At 58.9% G+C, this 17,394-nt stretch carries 15 protein-coding genes and 1 pseudogene; 11 read left to right on the top strand and 5 right to left on the bottom strand.

Annotated features, from left to right (window positions below; translation table 11 throughout):
* The first annotated feature begins 52 nt into the window (after nt 1–52).
* On the top strand, nt 53–208 hold the full coding sequence (locus AS026_RS42355; protein WP_018855045.1) for a hypothetical protein: 156 nt from the start codon (nt 53–55) through the stop codon (nt 206–208).
* 33 nt (nt 209–241) lie between these two features.
* On the top strand, nt 242–376 hold the full coding sequence (locus AS026_RS44020) for a hypothetical protein (RefSeq protein ID WP_018855044.1): 135 nt from the start codon (nt 242–244) through the stop codon (nt 374–376).
* A 71-nt stretch (nt 377–447) separates the two neighbouring features.
* On the opposite strand, the pseudogene AS026_RS38880 reads toward AS026_RS44020, so the two are convergent.
* Both AS026_RS38880 and gyrA read right to left on the bottom strand, forming a co-directional pair.
* Nucleotides 448–806, bottom strand: a pseudogene (locus AS026_RS38880) (GNAT family N-acetyltransferase); the annotation flags it as partial.
* A 95-nt stretch (nt 807–901) separates the two neighbouring features.
* Nucleotides 902–3,685, bottom strand: a complete 2,784-nt coding sequence (gene gyrA, locus AS026_RS18725; protein WP_082728554.1) for a DNA gyrase subunit A — start codon at nt 3,683–3,685, stop codon at nt 902–904.
* A 226-nt stretch (nt 3,686–3,911) separates the two neighbouring features.
* Between gyrA and AS026_RS18720 the strand changes: the two genes are divergently transcribed.
* On the top strand, nt 3,912–4,553 hold the full coding sequence (locus tag AS026_RS18720; RefSeq protein ID WP_018855040.1) for a MarC family protein: 642 nt from the start codon (nt 3,912–3,914) through the stop codon (nt 4,551–4,553).
* Nucleotides 4,554–4,680: 127 nt separating this feature from the next.
* Here the strand turns inward: AS026_RS18720 and AS026_RS18715 are convergent, their stop codons facing one another.
* Nucleotides 4,681–5,217 carry a single-stranded DNA-binding protein gene (locus AS026_RS18715; RefSeq protein WP_062370976.1) on the bottom strand — a complete coding sequence of 179 codons (537 nt, stop codon included), beginning with the start codon at nt 5,215–5,217 and terminating at the stop codon, nt 4,681–4,683.
* A gap of 249 nt (nt 5,218–5,466) precedes the next feature.
* Here AS026_RS18715 and uvrA point away from each other — a divergent pair, with 249 nt between their 5' ends.
* The 3 genes from uvrA to AS026_RS18700 are packed head-to-tail and all read left to right on the top strand — an operon-like array spanning nt 5,467 to nt 9,674.
* A complete protein-coding gene (gene uvrA, locus AS026_RS18710; RefSeq protein ID WP_062371028.1) occupies nt 5,467–8,391 on the top strand; it encodes an excinuclease ABC subunit UvrA in 2,925 nt (974 codons plus the stop codon).
* Nucleotides 8,388–8,852: a GNAT family N-acetyltransferase gene (locus AS026_RS18705; RefSeq protein WP_062370974.1), complete on the top strand. Its 465-nt coding sequence runs from the start codon at nt 8,388–8,390 to the stop codon at nt 8,850–8,852. The genes uvrA and AS026_RS18705 overlap by 4 nt, the downstream gene beginning before the upstream one ends.
* A 15-nt stretch (nt 8,853–8,867) precedes the next feature.
* Nucleotides 8,868–9,674 carry a DUF72 domain-containing protein gene (locus AS026_RS18700; RefSeq protein WP_062370972.1) on the top strand — a complete coding sequence of 269 codons (807 nt, stop codon included), beginning with the start codon at nt 8,868–8,870 and terminating at the stop codon, nt 9,672–9,674.
* An 8-nt stretch (nt 9,675–9,682) separates the two neighbouring features.
* On the opposite strand, the gene AS026_RS18695 is transcribed toward AS026_RS18700, so the two are convergent.
* Nucleotides 9,683–11,155 carry a bifunctional ADP-dependent NAD(P)H-hydrate dehydratase/NAD(P)H-hydrate epimerase gene (locus tag AS026_RS18695; protein ID WP_062371026.1) on the bottom strand — a complete coding sequence of 491 codons (1,473 nt, stop codon included), beginning with the start codon at nt 11,153–11,155 and terminating at the stop codon, nt 9,683–9,685.
* A 342-nt stretch (nt 11,156–11,497) separates the two neighbouring features.
* On the opposite strand from AS026_RS18695, the gene AS026_RS18690 reads away from it, so the two are divergent.
* From AS026_RS18690 to hspQ, 3 genes are all read left to right on the top strand, one after another.
* Nucleotides 11,498–11,836 (top strand): P-II family nitrogen regulator, encoded by a 339-nt coding sequence (locus AS026_RS18690; protein ID WP_003539626.1) that lies wholly within the window; start codon nt 11,498–11,500, stop codon nt 11,834–11,836.
* Nucleotides 11,837–11,893: 57 nt separating this feature from the next.
* Nucleotides 11,894–13,303: a type I glutamate--ammonia ligase gene (gene glnA, locus AS026_RS18685; protein WP_018855034.1), complete on the top strand. Its 1,410-nt coding sequence runs from the start codon at nt 11,894–11,896 to the stop codon at nt 13,301–13,303.
* A gap of 153 nt (nt 13,304–13,456) precedes the next feature.
* Nucleotides 13,457–13,786 carry a heat shock protein HspQ gene (gene hspQ / locus AS026_RS18680; RefSeq protein ID WP_025660985.1) on the top strand — a complete coding sequence of 110 codons (330 nt, stop codon included), beginning with the start codon at nt 13,457–13,459 and terminating at the stop codon, nt 13,784–13,786.
* A gap of 115 nt (nt 13,787–13,901) precedes the next feature.
* Here the strand turns inward: hspQ and AS026_RS18675 are convergent, their stop codons facing one another.
* A complete protein-coding gene (locus AS026_RS18675; protein WP_018855032.1) occupies nt 13,902–14,558 on the bottom strand; it encodes an invasion associated locus B family protein in 657 nt (218 codons plus the stop codon).
* A gap of 268 nt (nt 14,559–14,826) precedes the next feature.
* On the opposite strand from AS026_RS18675, the gene AS026_RS18670 reads away from it, so the two are divergent.
* Nucleotides 14,827–16,632, top strand: a complete 1,806-nt coding sequence (locus tag AS026_RS18670; RefSeq protein WP_062370970.1) for an extracellular solute-binding protein — start codon at nt 14,827–14,829, stop codon at nt 16,630–16,632.
* An 88-nt stretch (nt 16,633–16,720) separates the two neighbouring features.
* On the top strand, nt 16,721–17,392 hold the full coding sequence (locus AS026_RS18665) for a DsbA family oxidoreductase (RefSeq protein ID WP_062370968.1): 672 nt from the start codon (nt 16,721–16,723) through the stop codon (nt 17,390–17,392).
* Nucleotides 17,393–17,394 lie beyond the last annotated feature (2 nt).

The raw sequence follows: 17,394 nt of genomic DNA, 5'->3' as shown, positions 1-17,394 counted from the left end.
GCATGCGTTCACTCAACCAGCGTAACGCGATACGCCGCACAAGGAAGAAGATATGCCCAATAAAATTACCATGATTAATGCTGTCTGGATGGTAATGATGACTGGTATGCTTGCAGCGACTGTCGCGCTTTACGATCACAAAGTGGATGCGTCCAAGGTATATGGCCCTTATGCGTCGGCTCGTGCGGCGGTAATGAGCCAGTACTAAGGGACGTGAACGCAAAGCCCAGGAGGATTGCTCATGTTCACGATACTAGCTGTGCTCACCGCCCTTATCAGCATAATGTTTATCGTGTCCGTGGCTTCCACCATCTCTGCCCTTCGCCATGAAAGCGAAGAACTGAAGAAGACCGATGGAAAACACAGCTGGTTCTAGCCGCTGTCGACATCTGGGATTGCATGTTTTCAATCGAAATAGGCCGGATGAACGAGGTTTGTCCGGCCTTTTTCGTGCCTAGAGATGCCGTTCTCTCGCGCATAGCTTAACGTCGCTTCTAGCAGAGCCTTGGCATAGCCGCCGCCCCTTTCACTTCGACGCACATAGACCATGATGAGCGTTGCCCGATGCACCATCTTACTGGCACGCTGGCGGCTCAGCCCCATCATCCCGACGGGCTCACCCTGCTTAAGGGCCACGAGAACAGGCCCGTCGACCAATCGCCTACGCCATTCATCGTCTGAGAGCGCTTCCCAGTCGCCGACGGTGCTGGCAAAGGCTGCGGGTTCGGTCCGCAGCGCTCCAGCCGAATGACATTGAAGATGGCAACATCGTCAATACCGAGAATCCGGATCACTCTGCCCTCCATTTCGGCTGCAGCACCGCCAGCCGGTTCCCGCAGTCAAGGTGCCCAAAAAGAAAACCGGGCAGTCGCCCGGTTTTCAAGATCAAACGCTTAGAACATCACGCTTCCGTGTCAGGCTCACCTTCCGGAACCGAGGCAATGTCGTCGCCATTCTCGGCAACGTCTTCAGCCTCCTCCTCGGGCTCGCTAATGCGCTCCACGGATACGACCTTTTCATCCTTGGCAGTCGAGAAGATGGTGACGCCCTTCGTTGCTCGGCTCGCGATACGGATGCCGCCCACCGGAACGCGGATGAGCTGGCCGCCATCGGATACGAGCATGATCTGGTCGCCTTCGTTGACCGGGAAAGCGGCCACGAGTTCGCCGATCTCCCCCGTCTTCGACGTATCGGTGGCGCGAATGCCCTTGCCGCCACGGCCAGAAATGCGGAAGTCGTAGGAGGAGGATCGCTTGCCGAAGCCCTTCTCCGAAACCGTCAGCACGTACTGCTCGCGCGCCTTCAGTTCCTCATAGCGCTCGTCGCTCAGTTGACCTTCCTCGGTCACTTCCTCGCCAACCAGCGAGATTTCCTCGGCGTCACCCGTCGCGAGGCGGCGTTCGCTCGCGGCCCGCTTCAGGTAGGCTGCGCGTTCCCAAGGTTCGGCATCGACATGTCCAACAATCGTCATCGAGATGATGCGGTCGCCGTCACCGAGGTTGATGCCGCGAACGCCGATGGAGTTGCGGCCAGCAAAGACGCGGACGTCATCGACGGGGAAGCGAATGCACTGACCGAGCGCCGTGGTCAGAAGCACATCGTCATGCTCGGTGCAGGTCTCGACTGAGAGGATTTCGTCGCCTTCTTCCTCGAGCTTCATCGCGATCTTGCCGTTGCGGTTGACCTGAACGAAGTCGGAAAGCTTGTTGCGGCGAACTGTCCCGCGCGTCGTCGAGAACATGACGTCGAGCTTATCCCAGCTGTCCTCATCCTCCGGCAACGGCAGGATCGTGGTGATGCGTTCACCGGGCTCCAGCGGCAGCATGTTGATGAGCGCCTTGCCGCGCGCGGTCGGCGTGCCGATCGGCAGGCGATAGACCTTTTCCTTGTAGACGATACCGCGCGAGGAGAAGAACAGAACCGGCGTATGCGTGTTGAGAACGAATAGCTGGCTAACAAAATCCTCGTCGCGTGTCGTCATGCCGGAGCGGCCCTTGCCGCCACGGCGCTGGGCGCGATAGGTCGTCAGCGGCACGCGCTTGATGTAGCCGAGATGGGAGACCGTCACGACCATGTCTTCGCGGGCGATGAGATCCTCATCGTCCATTTCAAGGCCGCCGTCCATGATCTCGGTGCGGCGCGGCGTGCCGAATTCGTCGCGAACGGCTGCAAGCTCTTCTTTGACGATCGTCTGGATGCGAACCCGCGACGACAGGATTTCAAGGTAATCCTTAATCTCTTCGCCTATCTTGTTGAGTTCGTCACCGATTTCGTCACGGCCGAGTGCGGTCAGACGGGCCAGACGCAGTTCGAGGATGGCGCGCGCCTGCTCTTCCGAGAGGTTGTATGTCAGGTCCTCATTGATGCGGTGACGCGGATCGTCGATCAGGCGGATCAGGCTTTCGACATCGGCGGCCGGCCAGCGGCGCGTCATCAACTGCTCGCGTGCGGTCTGCGGATCCGGCGCCTGCCGGATCGTGCGGATGATCTCGTCAATATTGGCGACAGCGATCGCCAGGCCGACCAAGACGTGAGCGCGCTCGCGGGCCTTGCGGAGAAGGAATTTCGTTCTCCGGCTAACGACCTCCTCACGGAAGGAAACGAAGGCGCGCAGCATATCGAGTAGCGTCAGCTGTTCCGGCTTGCCGCCGTTCAGCGCCACCATGTTGCAGCCAAAGGAGGTTTGCAGCGGCGTGTAGCGGTAGAGCTGGTTCAGGATGACATCGGCATTCGCATCGCGCTTCAACTCGACGACGACGCGATAGCCCTGACGGTCGGATTCATCGCGTAGGTCGGAGATCCCTTCGATACGCTTGTCGCGCACCAGTTCGGCCATCTTCTCGATCATCGTCGACTTGTTCACCTGATACGGGATCTCGGTGATGATGATCTGTTCGCGATCGCCACGCATCGGCTCGATGGTGGCAACGCCGCGCATGATCACCGAGCCGCGACCGGTCTCGTAGGCCGAGCGAATGCCGGCGCGACCAAGGATCTTGGCGCCGGTCGGGAAGTCCGGACCCGGAATAATCTGCATGATGTCAGGTAGTTCGATCGCCGGGTTGTCGATCAGCGCAATGCAGCCGTCGATTACTTCGGACAGATTGTGCGGCGGAATATTCGTCGCCATACCCACGGCGATGCCGCCTGCCCCGTTCACTAGGAGGTTCGGGAACTTTGCGGGAACAACGACGGGCTCGGACAGCGTGCCGTCATAGTTATCGCGGAAGTCGACCGTTTCCTTGTCGAGATCGTCGAGCAGCGAATGCGCGGCCTTCTGCAGGCGGCACTCTGTGTAGCGTTCGGCCGCCGGCGGATCGCCGTCGACGGAGCCGAAGTTGCCCTGGCCGTCGATCAGCGGAAGGCGGAGCGACCAGTCCTGCGCCATACGCGCTAGCGCGTCGTAGATCGCTGCGTTGCCGTGCGGATGGTATTTACCCATCACATCCCCGGTAACGCGGGCGCATTTGACGTATTTCTTGTTCCAGTCGATGCCGAGTTCGGACATGCCGTAAAGGATGCGCCGGTGCACGGGCTTCAGGCCGTCGCGGACATCAGGCAGGGCGCGGCTGACGATAACGCTCATGGCGTAATCGAGATACGACCGCTGCATTTCCTCCATGATGGAGATGGGCTCGATGCCTGGCGGGAGCTTCCCGCCGCCGGGGGGTGTTTGCTCAGTCAAAACAGATCACGATCTCTTCTAGAATCACTTGAAGATTTATAGCGGAAAGCCTGTTCCTACGCTAATTTTGGCACGGGTTTTGAACAGACTTTTGCGGTCTTATGAGGGCAATGGGAGCCTCTGGGACGGTTATTTGCACCGCCCTAATAACACCATTTGCCAAAATGGCCTCTCCGCATCACAATCGCGCAAAAACCAAGTGTTTATATGGGCTCACGGAGAGACAATGGCAAGCGTCGACCAACTGATCAACGCCTTTACGACGCTGCTTGTCACGATCGACCCGCCTGGTCTTGCTCCACTCTTTCTCGGGCTCACGACCGGCATGAGCCGCAGCCAGCGAAAACAGGTGGCGCTGCGCGGCTCGATCATCGCCTTTGTCATTCTTGCCGCTTTCGCCCTGTTCGGGGCCAGCGTGCTCGGGGTGCTCGGAATCTCGATCGGCGCCTTCCGCATTGCCGGTGGTCTTCTGTTGTTCTGGATCGCCTTTGAAATGGTGTTCGAGAAGCGGCAGGACCGTAAGGAGAAGACGAGCACAGCCGCAATCACCGTCGATCATATCCATAATATCTCGGTCTTTCCGTTGGCGATCCCTCTGATCGCCGGTCCCGGTGCCATTTCGGCGACGATCCTAATTGCCGGATCGATGCAGGCTTCGCTCGAGCGGGCGCAATTGATCATTGTCATCGCATTGAGCCTGCTGCTGCTGTTTCTCTCGCTGCTCATCGCCGAAAGACTTGATCGCTTCCTCGGCGTAACGGGGCGCGCAATTCTGACACGCCTTCTCGGTGTCATCCTGGCAGCGCTTGCCACGCAGTTCGTCGTCGACGGTTTGAGATCTACCCTCATCACGACGCCAGCCGGCTAGGTCAAAAAGCCGGTTACCTGCACGGCTTCCATGCGGCAAGCTCGGGGGACGTCCAATCCCGGAGATTGAAAAGCAGACGGCGCACCTTGCGTCGCGCCGTCCAACTTATGCCACGAATACTCTGCGATCAGAACGGGATATCGTCGTCGAGATCGCGCGAGAAGTTTCCACCGCCGCCACCGCTGCTACGGCCAGATGATTGCGACGGAGCGCCGTAATCGTCGCCGTAGCCACCGCCGCCACCGAAATCGTTGCCGCCGGCATTGCTGCCGCGACCACCGCCGAAGCCGGAGCTTGCGCCGCCACCCTCGCCGCGACCGTCCAGCATCGTCAGCGTCGAGCCGAAGCCCTGCAGAACGACTTCCGTCGAATAGCGGTCCTGGCCGTTCTGGTCTTGCCACTTACGCGTCTGCAACGCGCCTTCGATGTAGAGCTTGGCGCCCTTCTTCACATACTGCTCGACGACCTTGCAGAGGCCTTCGTTGAAGACTACGACCGTATGCCATTCCGTCTTTTCGCGGCGTTCGCCGGAGTTGCGATCGCGCCAGGTCTCGGACGTCGCGATGCGAAGGTTGGCGATCGGCCGGCCATCCTGGGTCCGCCGGATTTCGGGGTCAGCGCCCACGTTCCCGATCAGAATTACCTTGTTTACGCTGCCAGCCATACTTTCACCTTACCTGCCGCCCTGCCCGGCGGCGCTTGAAACAATCGGTGCACCTTAAACCATAGAGCGCCGGCGATGGGTGTCCATCGCCGGTTCATCCACAAGGAATTTTGTTCTTTATTTGTTCTAGTTTATCCCTATGATCCTGTCAACCGAATCGAAAACCTTGCAGCAGACGGACATTCAGCCTCGACTCGCCAGCCGGCATCACTAAATAAGGGGCTTGTTCCAGCACAGAAGCAGAAGACGATGAGCGAACTGAAGACGATTTCCATCCGCGGCGCGCGCGAACACAATTTGAAGGGCATCGATCTCGATCTGCCGCGAAACAAACTCATCGTCATGACCGGCCTTTCGGGATCCGGCAAGTCGTCGCTTGCCTTTGACACGATCTATGCCGAAGGACAGCGACGCTATGTTGAAAGCCTTTCGGCCTATGCGCGCCAGTTCCTTGAAATGATGCAGAAGCCTGACGTCGATCAGATCGACGGCCTGTCGCCAGCGATTTCGATCGAGCAAAAGACGACCTCGCGCAACCCGCGCTCCACGGTCGGTACGGTGACAGAGATCTATGACTACATGCGCCTGCTCTTTGCCCGCGTCGGCGTACCCTATTCGCCCGCGACCGGGCTGCCGATCGAGAGCCAGACGGTCAGCCAGATGGTCGATCGCGTGCTGGAATTCGGAGAAGGCACGCGTCTCTATATTCTCGCCCCGCTCGTGCGCGGGCGTAAGGGGGAGTACAAGAAGGAACTGGCAGACCTGATGAAAAAGGGTTTCCAGCGCGTCAAGGTCGACGGCCAATTCTACGAGATCGCCGACGTGCCAGCCCTGGACAAGAAGTACAAGCACGATATCGACGTCGTGGTGGACCGTATTGTGGTGCGGCCGGATATGGCGTCGCGCCTTGCCGACAGCTTCGAGACTTCGCTCAAGCTCGCCGATGGCCTCGCCGTTGCGGAATTCGCCGACAAGCCGCTGCCGCCGGAAGAAACTGCCGCCGGCGGCTCCGCCAACAAGTCGCTTAACGAAACGCATGAACGCGTTCTCTTCTCCGAGAAGTTCGCCTGCCCGGTATCGGGCTTCACCATTCCCGAGATCGAGCCGCGGCTTTTTTCCTTCAACAATCCAGCCGGCGCCTGCCCGACCTGCGACGGTCTCGGAGCGCAGCAGAAGATCGACGCCAACCTGATCGTGCCGGAGCCCGAGCGCACGCTGCGCGATGGCGCCATTGCGCCGTGGGCGAAGTCGACCTCTCCCTATTACAATCAGACGCTCGAAGCTCTCGGTAAGCACTATGGCTTCAAGCTCGGCGCCCGTTGGAACGATCTTTCGGACCAGGCGAAGGATGTCATTCTGAATGGTACCGACGAAAAGATCGAGTTCCACTATGCCGATGGCGCGCGGTCCTATACCACGCACAAGAATTTCGAGGGCATCATCACCAATCTCGAGCGTCGCTGGAAGGAGACGGATTCCGCCTGGGCGCGAGAGGAAATCGAGCGCTATATGTCGGCAGCCCCCTGCCCGTCTTGTGGCGGTTTCCGCCTGAAGCCGGAGGCGCTTGCCGTCAAGATCAATACGCTGCATATCGGCCAGGTGACCGACATGTCGATCCGCGTCGCCCGAGACTGGTTCGAGGTCCTGCCGCAATCGCTGAGCGCCAAGCAGAACGAGATTGCCGTTCGCATTCTCAAGGAGATCCGCGACCGCCTGCGCTTCCTCAATGACGTAGGCCTGGATTATCTCAGCCTGTCGCGAAACTCCGGCACCTTGTCGGGCGGCGAGAGCCAGCGCATCCGGTTGGCGTCGCAGATCGGTTCCGGCTTGACCGGCGTATTGTATGTCCTCGACGAGCCATCGATCGGTTTGCACCAGCGCGACAACGCCCGGCTGCTTGATACGCTGAAGCACCTTCGCGATATCGGCAACACCGTGATCGTGGTCGAGCATGACGAGGACGCGATCTTGACCGCCGACGATGTCGTCGACATCGGTCCCGCCGCCGGCATCCATGGTGGCCAGGTGATCGCCCATGGCACGCCACAGGAGATCATGGCGAACCCTAAGTCGCTGACCGGCAAATATCTGTCCGGTGAACTCGGCGTTCCGGTTCCAGACGAGCGCCGTAAGCCCAAGAAGGGCAAGGAAATCAAGGTCGTCGGCGCCCGCGGCAACAATCTGAAGAATGTCACCGCCTCCATCCCGCTCGGCGTCTTTACGGCGGTCACTGGCGTATCAGGGGGCGGTAAGTCCACGTTCCTGATCGAGACGCTGTATAAATCGGCGGCCCGGCGCGTCATGGGCGCCCGCGAAATCCCGGCTGATCACGATCGCATCGACGGCTTCGAACACATCGACAAGGTCATCGATATCGACCAGTCGCCGATCGGCCGCACGCCGCGTTCCAACCCAGCGACCTACACGGGCGCGTTTACCCCGATCCGTGACTGGTTTGCCGGTCTGCCGGAAGCGAAGGCGCGCGGCTACCAACCGGGACGCTTCTCGTTCAACGTCAAGGGCGGACGCTGCGAAGCCTGCCAAGGCGACGGGGTCATCAAGATCGAGATGCACTTCCTGCCTGATGTGTACGTCACCTGCGACGTCTGCCATGGCAAGCGCTACAACAGGGAGACGCTCGACGTTACGTTCAAGCACAAGTCGATTGCCGACGTGCTCGACATGACCGTCGAGGAAGGCGTCGATTTCTTCGCTGCCGTCCCGGCTGTGCGCGACAAGTTGCAGGCGCTGAAGGATGTCGGCCTCGGCTACATCAAGGTCGGACAGCAGGCGAATACGCTGTCCGGTGGCGAGGCGCAGCGCGTCAAGCTGGCAAAGGAACTGTCGAAGCGATCGACGGGCCGCACCCTCTACATCCTCGACGAGCCTACGACCGGCCTGCATTTCCACGACGTCGCCAAGCTCCTGGAGATGCTGCAGGAGCTGGTCAACCAGGGGAATTCGGTCGTCGTCATCGAGCACAATCTCGAAGTCATCAAGACGGCGGACTGGATTCTCGATTTCGGTCCGGAAGGTGGCGATGGCGGTGGGGAGATAGTCGCCGTCGGCACGCCGGAAGCGATCGTCAAGGAGAAGCGGTCCTATACCGGGCATTTCCTGAAGGAGCTGCTTGAGCGGCGTCCCACACGAAAAACTGTAGTGGCAGCCGAGTGATGCTGAGAGCGGCGTCGCTCGATGACCTGCAGGCTGTCGAGGCGCTGACCGGCGAAGCCTATGCTCGATACACGCGTCTCCTTGGCCGCCCGCCGATTCCCGTTGCCGAAGACTACACACCGCGCATCGGTCGCGGTGAGGTCTGGTTGCGGGAGGTGCAAGGAGAGCTTGCCGGCCTGGCCGTCGTTGAACGGCACCCAGACCATGTGATGCTCTTCAGCATTGCTGTCTCCCCGAAATTTCAGGGCGCCCAGTACGGCCTTGCCATTCTGAGATGGGTGGAAGAGACGGCGCGGGAATGGGGGCTTCCGGAAGTTCGTCTCTACACGAATGCTCGCATGGAACGGAATATTGCACTCTACCGGGCGTTTGGCTTTCAGGAAACGGGTCGCCGCGAGAATCCGCATAGGCCAGGATGGGTGATTGTCGATATGGCAAAGCAAGTCGGCGGACTGAGATAATCAGAGGAGGAAGGAATGACGAAATCCGGCAACATTCGCGTCGGCATCGGCGGCTGGACGTTCGAGGCATGGCGGGACCACTTCTACCCCCGGGATCTGAAGCAGAAGGACGAACTGAACTATGCAAGCCGCAAGCTGAAGGTCATTGAGATCAACGGCACCTATTACAGTTCGCAGAAGCCGGAAACCTTCGCCAAATGGGCCGCGGATGTGCCTGAGGGCTTCATCTTTTCGCTCAAGGCCAGCCGTTTTGTCACCAATCGTCGTGTGCTCGCGGAGGCTGGCGAGTCGATGGAGCGCTTTCTCACTCAGGGCCTGACGGAGCTCGGCCCCCACCTGGGCCCAATCCTCTGGCAGTTCGCCCCGACGAAGAAGTTCGATCCGGATGATTTCGAAGCCTTCCTCAAGCTGCTGCCGAACAAGCAGGATGGCTTGCCTCTGAAGCACGTCGTCGAGGTACGCCATGACTCGTTCAAGGTGCCGGAATTCGTGGCGTTGCTTTCGAAATACGGCGTTGCGCCTGTCTGCGCGGAACACTTCGATTACCCGATGATCGCGGATGTAACTGCCGACTTCGTCTATGCGCGCCTTCAGAAAGGTTCGGACGATATCAGGACCTGCTACTCGCCGGGCGACTTGAAAGACTGGGCTACGCGCCTCGAAACCTGGGCGGATGGCAAGGTACCCGGCGATCTGCCTCTCATCGATGGCGATCGCAAGGTTGCAACCGAACCGCGGGATGTCTTTGCCTTCATGATCCATGAAGGCAAAGTCAATGCGCCCTTTGGGGCGATGGCGCTACAGGAAGCGGTGTTGCGATAGGCTTGTCGTCAAAGCGGACGAACCTCAGTCGCCAGCTCTTCCGCGGTCAGTCCTTTGCCAGCGCGCATGCCGGCGTCTCCATGCATATAGACGCCGGCCGCGGCCGCCTCGAACGCAGGAACGCCCTGGGCCATCAGCGCTCCAATGACGCCTGCGAGAACATCGCCGGAGCCGGCGGTTGCGAGCCAAACCGGTGCGTTGGTGTTGATGCAGGCTCTCCCGTCAGGCGAGGCGATGACGGTATCGGCGCCCTTGTAGACGATGGCGGCATTCGCCCGTGCCGCGGCAGCCTGCGCTTTTTCGACCTTTCCCATGGCTGTGTCAGCGGCGATATCGGGAAACAGCCGGCCGAACTCCCCCTCATGTGGCGTTAGCACCAGCCGCGGCTCGCCGGAGAACTGTAAAAATAGTTCATCCGGCGCATCCTTAAACGACGAAAGCCCGTCTGCGTCGAGCACGAGATGGCGGTCGGAAAGTGCGGCGACGAAGCGCCGCGCCTTGTCACCGACTCCGAAGCCTGGGCCGAGAACGAACGTCTGCAGCCGCTCGTCGTGCAGCCAGTTGCCGAGTGCGGCTTCCTCTTCGATCGGATGCAGCATGATCGCCGTAAGGTGCGCCGCATTCTCTGCGACTGCATCTCCCGGCGCGGCGATTGTCACGAGTCCTGCCCCGGCCTTCAGCCCCGCCATCGCCGACATTCGGGCGGCGCCGGTCTTGCCTGCCTCGCCGGAGAAGACGACGAGGTGACCGCGTTTGTATTTATGTGTTTCCAGTCCGCTTGAAGGCAGCACCTGGCGCCAACATTCCGGCTGGTTCTCGGCGATTTGCAGTTTTTTCTCGGCGCGAACGATACGGGCGGGTATGCCAATGTCGAAGACTTCCAGTTCGCCGCAGAGTTCGCGCCCGGGCATCAGGAGATGGCCGGGTTTCCGCGTCATGAAACTAACGGTCCGAACGGCCGTGAAGGCCGCCCCTCGGACGGTTCCCGTACGACCGTCCACGCCCGATGGCAGGTCGACGGCAATTACCGGCACCTGCGCCTGCTTCACTCGCTCAATCACGTCAGCGACGCTCTTCGGAACATCGCGGGCAAGGCCAGCACCGAACAAGGCATCGATGATTACGTCGCCATTCCGTGGCTGATACGTCTCAAGCGGCTGTACTGCGTTCGGAAAATTGTCCCTGGCCCGGGCGGCATCGCCCTTGAGCTTCTCCGGTTCGCCCATCTGGAATACGACGACGGCAACGCCGCTATCAGCTAGCAAGCATGCAGCAACATAGCCGTCGCCGCCGTTGTTGCCCGGACCACAAAGAACGACGGCGCGAAGAACCGCGGGAAAATCACGCAACAAACTGGCGGCGACGGCGGCACCTGCTCGTTGCATAAGGGCATAGCTAGGGATGCCGGACGCTGCGGCTGCCGTATCGACTGCTGTCATTTCTTCCGGCGTGAGGAGTAGATTGGAGATTCCCGCGGTCATCGCCGCATTCAAACAGAAATCGCCTAAATAACAACCTGTCGAATGATCGGCGAAAAGATCAAATAATGTGCAAACGCACAAAGGTTGGGCGAATGGCGAGTTTTGTCATCGACTATTAGTGTGGAGGAATATTCCGAAAAATGAGCCGGATTTGCCGCTTGCATGTCGATTTTCGAAGAATTTCAGCCCAAAACCAGTGAAAATCTGCCCGATTATGGGTTCCTGCGCCTGATCTGCGTTAATTTCTGAAAAATCCGCTTCCCAACTGGCACGATAACTGCATCATGACGGAAAGCAGGTCTGAGCCTGCCATTAACGGGAGAAGCGGAGAGTCATTTTCTCATGAAAAAGATCGAAGCGATCATCAAGCCCTTCAAGCTCGACGAAGTGAAGGAAGCCCTTCAGGAAGTTGGCCTGCAGGGTATTACAGTTACGGAAGCGAAGGGCTTCGGTCGCCAGAAAGGCCATACGGAACTCTACCGGGGCGCGGAGTATGTCGTCGATTTCCTGCCGAAGGTGAAGGTGGAGGTTGTCCTCGCGGACGAAAACGCGGAAGCCGTCATTGACGCGATCCGCAAGGCCGCCCAGACCGGCCGCATCGGTGACGGCAAGATTTTCGTCTCCAACGTCGAAGAGGTTATCCGCATCCGTACCGGCGAAACCGGCATCGATGCCATTTAATCTTTATCGCCTTCGGGCGAACCAAAGTATCGTCATCTCAAATAAAGGAACTATTTAATGGCGACCGCAAGCGAAATTCTTAAGCAAATCAAGGAAAACGACGTCAAGTTCGTAGACCTTCGCTTCACCGACCCGAAGGGCAAGCTGCAGCACCTCACGATGGATGTGGTCTGTGTCGACGAGGACATGTTCGCTGACGGCGTCATGTTCGACGGCTCTTCGATCGTCGGCTGGAAGGCCATTAACGAATCCGACATGGTGTTGATGCCAGACCCCGAAACGGTTCACATGGACCCGTTCTTCGCGCAGTCCACCATGGTCATTCTGTGCGATATTCTCGATCCGGTCTCCGGCGAAGCCTACAATCGCGATCCACGCGGCACCGCCAAGAAGGCTGAAGCCTACCTCAAGGCATCCGGCATCGGCGACACTGTCTTCGTTGGTCCAGAAGCTGAATTCTTCGTCTTCGACGACGTGCGCTACAAGGCAGATCCCTACAACACCGGCTTCAAGCTCGATTCCACGGAACTGCCGTCCAACGACGACACCGAATATGAAACCGGCAACCTCGGCCACCGTCCGCGTGTCAAGGGCGGCTATTTCCCGGTTCCGCCGATCGACAGCTGCCAGGACATGCGTTCGGAAATGCTGACGGTTCTGTCGGAAATGGGCGTGGTCGTCGAAAAGCACCACCACGAAGTGGCGGCTGCCCAGCACGAGCTCGGCATCAAGTTCGACACGCTCGTCCGCAACGCCGACAAGATGCAGATCTACAAGTACGTCGTGCACCAGGTCGCCAACGCTTACGGCAAGACGGCAACCTTCATGCCGAAGCCGATCTTCGGCGACAACGGCTCCGGCATGCACGTGCACCAGTCGATCTGGAAGGGCGGCAAGCCGACCTTCGCCGGCGACGAATACGCAGGCCTGTCCGAAACCTGCCTCTACTACATCGGCGGCATCATCAAGCACGCAAAGGCGCTGAACGCCTTCACCAACCCGTCGACGAACTCCTACAAGCGTCTCGTTCCGGGCTATGAAGCTCCGGTCCTGCTCGCCTACTCGGCCCGCAACCGTTCGGCATCGTGCCGCATTCCGTTCGGCACCAACCCGAAGGCCAAGCGCGTCGAAGTCCGCTTCCCCGATCCGATGGCAAACCCATACCTCGCTTTTGCCGCCATGCTGATGGCCGGTCTCGATGGCATCAAGAACAAGATCCATCCTGGCAAGGCCATGGACAAGGACCTTTATGACCTGCCGCCAAAGGAACTGAAGAAAATCCCGACGGTCTGCGGCTCGCTGCGCGAAGCGCTGGAAAGCCTCGACAAGGACCGCAAGTTCCTAACCGCCGGCGGTGTATTCGACGACGACCAGATCGATAGCTTCATCGAGGTGAAGATGGCGGAAGTCATGCGCTTCGACATGACGCCGCATCCGGTCGAATACGACATGTACTATTCCTCCTAAGAAGAGAGAAAGCCCCGGTTCGCCGGGGCTTTCGCCTGACCGGATGTCACAGTTATTTGATAGCGGATGTGACACTCATGTGACGAGATCCCGCAAAAATCTTGATTTGAGCGGGGCCAATCACCAAATCAGGTGATGAAAGGAAGTCGTACCATGAAAGAAAGAGTAGCAAAGTTCAGTATCGGTGAAGTGGTTCGGCACAAGGTATTTCCGTTTCGCGGCGTGATCTTCGATGTCGATCCGGAATTCGCGAATACGGAAGAATGGTGGAACTCCATTCCCGCCGAAGTGCGCCCCAGCAAGGATCAGCCCTTCTACCATCTGCTGGCCGAGAATGATGAAAACGAATACGTTGCCTACGTATCCGAGCAGAACCTGATCAACGATGAAAGCGGCGTACCGCTCCGTAACGAACAGGTCTATCAGATTTTCGATATGGCACCGACGGGGCAGTTCAAACCCAAGATGAACTTGGCCCACTAACGTCCGCTAATATCATTCAAAACCCCGCTCCTCCCGCGGGGTTTTTCTTTGCTTGGGTCGTGTAACAAAAAACCCGGCGCAAGGCCGGGTTCTTTGCGAATCCGATGGCTCAGAATTACTGAGCCTTGGCAGCCTTCTGGGCCTCTTCAAGCTTCTTGCGGGCTTCGTCAGCCTTCTTCTGCATGCTGTCCTGCAGGCTCTTCTGGCTCTCAGCAAGCTTGGAAGCGGAAACCGGTTCGCCATCAAAGGCGCCGGTGAAGCCTTCGAGCGAGATCTTGATCGGGTTCGGCGCGCGGCGGAAGTTGATCGAGGTGAGAACCAGATCGGTGCCCTTCTTCAGGCTGGCGACCATGGCGTCAGTCAGCGGGATCTGGGCGACACATCGGTCGGGCATGCACATCAGGTAGTCGATTTTCTGGGCCTTGCCGCCGTCGATCTGCATCGCGACACCTGGCGGGATCAGACGAGCCGGCGGAACCGAAACCTGAAGGCTCTTGTTGTTGATCTTGCCGGAAACGCTGATGAGGCCAACGCCCGTGACGAGCTGGCCGCCGCCTGCGAGAACAACGTTCTGAACGACGCAGACATCATTGTCTTCCTGCTTACTACAGGTCTTGTACCAGCCGAGACGCGGGGCGCCGGCAGCAGTAGCCGGGTCGGCGGAGGCCGCTGCATCCTGCGCGAAGGACGATACGGGAGCTGCTGCAGCACCGAGCATCACTGCCAGAACGGACAGGGCTGCCCGCGTTTTGTTTTCAGCCTTGAACATCATAACGAATTCCGTCTCCTGAAATCCCTTAGGGACGACAACGGTGCCATCCTCACCAACAGGGTTGTTCGCAATCCACCTCTTAGAACAATGAGGCAAATGCATGACCCCCCGACTTCGGGTTCCCCTGTTACATTGCGTCGGGCCAGATATCCAGTATTTCTTTGACCTTTTCGGGGTCATCCGAAAGAATTCGGCGCGGATGGTGAACTGCGGTGGCTGCATGATAGTCTTGCGCCGAATCGTGCCGTTCCCTGAAAGGACCTCAACGATGCTTCGGATCGTTCTTCCCGTCATTTTTACACTCGTTGGCAGCGCGGCTCTCGCTGAGCCGGTGCATGGCATCGCGATGCATGGCGTGCCGGCCCTGCCCGCCGATTTCAAGCACTTTCCTTACGTCAATCCCGATGTGAAAAAGGGTGGGAAGATCAGTTATGGCGTCGTCGGGACCTTCGACAGCCTCAATCCCTTCATCTTGAAAAGCATGCGCACGACGGCGCGCGGCATGTGGGATCCGGAGTACGGAAATCTCGTTTTCGAGACGCTGATGCTGCGCTCGCGCGATGAACCCTTCACCCTCTACGGGCTGCTGGCAGAGTCCGTCGAATGGGACGAAGACCGGACGTTTATCCAGTTCAATCTCAATCCAGCCGCCAAATGGTCGGACGGGCAGCCGGTGACGCCCGATGATGTGATTTTCACTCTCAATCTGCTCAAGGAAAAGGGGCGCGTTCCCTTCAGCACGCGATTGAATGCGGTCGAGAAGATGGAGAAGGTGGGCGACCACAGCGTTCGTTTCACCTTCAACGACAAGGCTGATCGCGAATTCCCGATGATTTTGGCCGGCTCCACGCCGATCCTGCCGAAACATGCCATCGATCCAGAGACATTCGATCGTTCGACGCTCACACCTCCCGTGGGATCTGGTCCTTACAAGATCAAGTCTTTGAAGCCCGGCGAGAGCATCACCTTCGAACGCGATCCCAATTACTGGGGCAAGGACATTCCGGCCAAGGTTGGGCTCGACAACTACGATCAGATAACGGTGCAGTATTTCCTGCAGGACACGACCCTGTTCGAGTCTTTCAAGAAGGGTGACATCGATATCTATCCGGACGGAAGTCCCGGCCATTGGGCAAGTGCTTACAATTTCCCGGCAGTGACCTCAGGCAACGTCGTCAAGGATACGTTCGAACCCAAGCTGCCGAGCGGCATGTTCGGCTTCGTCTTCAACACCCGGCGGCCGGTCTTTGCCAACGCGAAGCTTCGCGAGGGGCTGTCGCTGGTCTTCGATTTCGAATGGGCGAACAAGAACCTCTTCTCGAACGCTTATATCCGCACTGAGAGTTTCTGGCAGAACTCGGATCTGTCGAGTTTCGGGGTGCCGGCTGACGAACGCGAGCTGAAGCTTCTCGGCCCGATCAAGGATCGAATCGATCCAGCGATCCTGGATGGCAGCTACAAGCTCCCAGTCACCGACGGATCGGGCCGCGATCGCAATGTCCTGAAGCAGGCAGCCGCGCTCCTCAAGGAAGCAGGGTATACGATCAAGAATGGCAAGATGAGCGACGCCGACGGACGTCCGCTTGCTTTCGAGATCATGACGCAGAACACCGACCAGGAGAAGCTCGCAGTCTCCTATCAGCGTTCACTGCAACTGCTCGGCATTGCCGCGACCATCCGCACGGTGGACGATTCCCAATATCAGAGCCGCACGAGCAGCTTCGACTATGACGTGATCATCAAGTCCTATACGTCGTCCCTCTCGCCGGGCATCGAACAGCTCGGACGTTGGTCTTCCGCGGCCAAGGAGCGCGAAGGCACAGACAATTTCGCCGGAGTTTCCGACCCTGACATCGATACGCTGATCCAGCACATCCTTATGGCCCGGTCGGCTGAAGACTTTACCGCGGCGGTGCGTTCTCATGATCGGATGTTGCTGTCGGGGCACTATGTCCTGCCGCTTTACCATGTTGATCAGCAGTGGGTTGCGCGCAGCAAGCGCATCGCTCATCCGGACTCCGTGCCGCTCTATGGCTACCAGTTGCCGGCATGGTGGGATCAGAGCGTCCAATAGCAGGTTCCTTTTTTCTGCCTGGTTGAAGTCGCCCGCGGCAGGGACTAGATGGCGGGAAGGTTTCGATTTGAGAAAGAAGGAAAAGCCCATGGAACGCATTACCATCGACGTTGTCTCCGACGTCGTCTGCCCGTGGTGCTATCTCGGTAAGGCCCGGCTCGAGCTTGCGATCGCTGAAGTTCAGGACGAGGTCGGCGTGGATATCAACTGGCGCCCCTACCGCCTCAACCCCGATTATCCGCCTGATGGCGTCAACCAGAAGAAGGCGCTGGAGGAGAAGCTTGGCGGTGCCGAGCGCGTTGCCCAAGGACACAAGATGCTGACTGAGCTTGGTCGTGAAGTCGGCATCAAGTTCGATTTTGACGCGATCAAGATCGGCCCGAATACGCTGGATGCTCATCGCCTGATCCATTGGGCAATGGTTGAGGACCGCGACAAGGCGGACAAGGTCGTCAACGGCCTGTTCAAGGCGAACTTCGAGGAAGGCCGTAATGTCGGCGATCATGCCGTGCTGCTCGACGTTGCCGAGAAGGCAGGCCTTGACCGCAGGGTCACTGCGTCGCTGCTCGCCTCCGATGCCGATAAGGTCCTGGTGGTCGAAGAGATCGAGGCGGCGCAGAAGATGGGCGTGAACGGTGTGCCGTTCTTTATCTTCGATCAGCAATACGCCGTCAGCGGCGCTCAGACGCCGGACGTTCTGGCAGGCGCGCTTCGCGACATCGCCAAGGCGAAGGCGGAAGCGCGCGCCGGCATGAACTGAGC

This window comes from Rhizobium altiplani (genome assembly GCF_001542405.1).
GTDB lineage: Bacteria > Pseudomonadota > Alphaproteobacteria > Rhizobiales > Rhizobiaceae > Rhizobium > Rhizobium altiplani.
The sequence above is the reverse complement of the archived record's forward strand: the minus strand, read 5'-3'. Positions and strand labels throughout refer to the sequence as shown.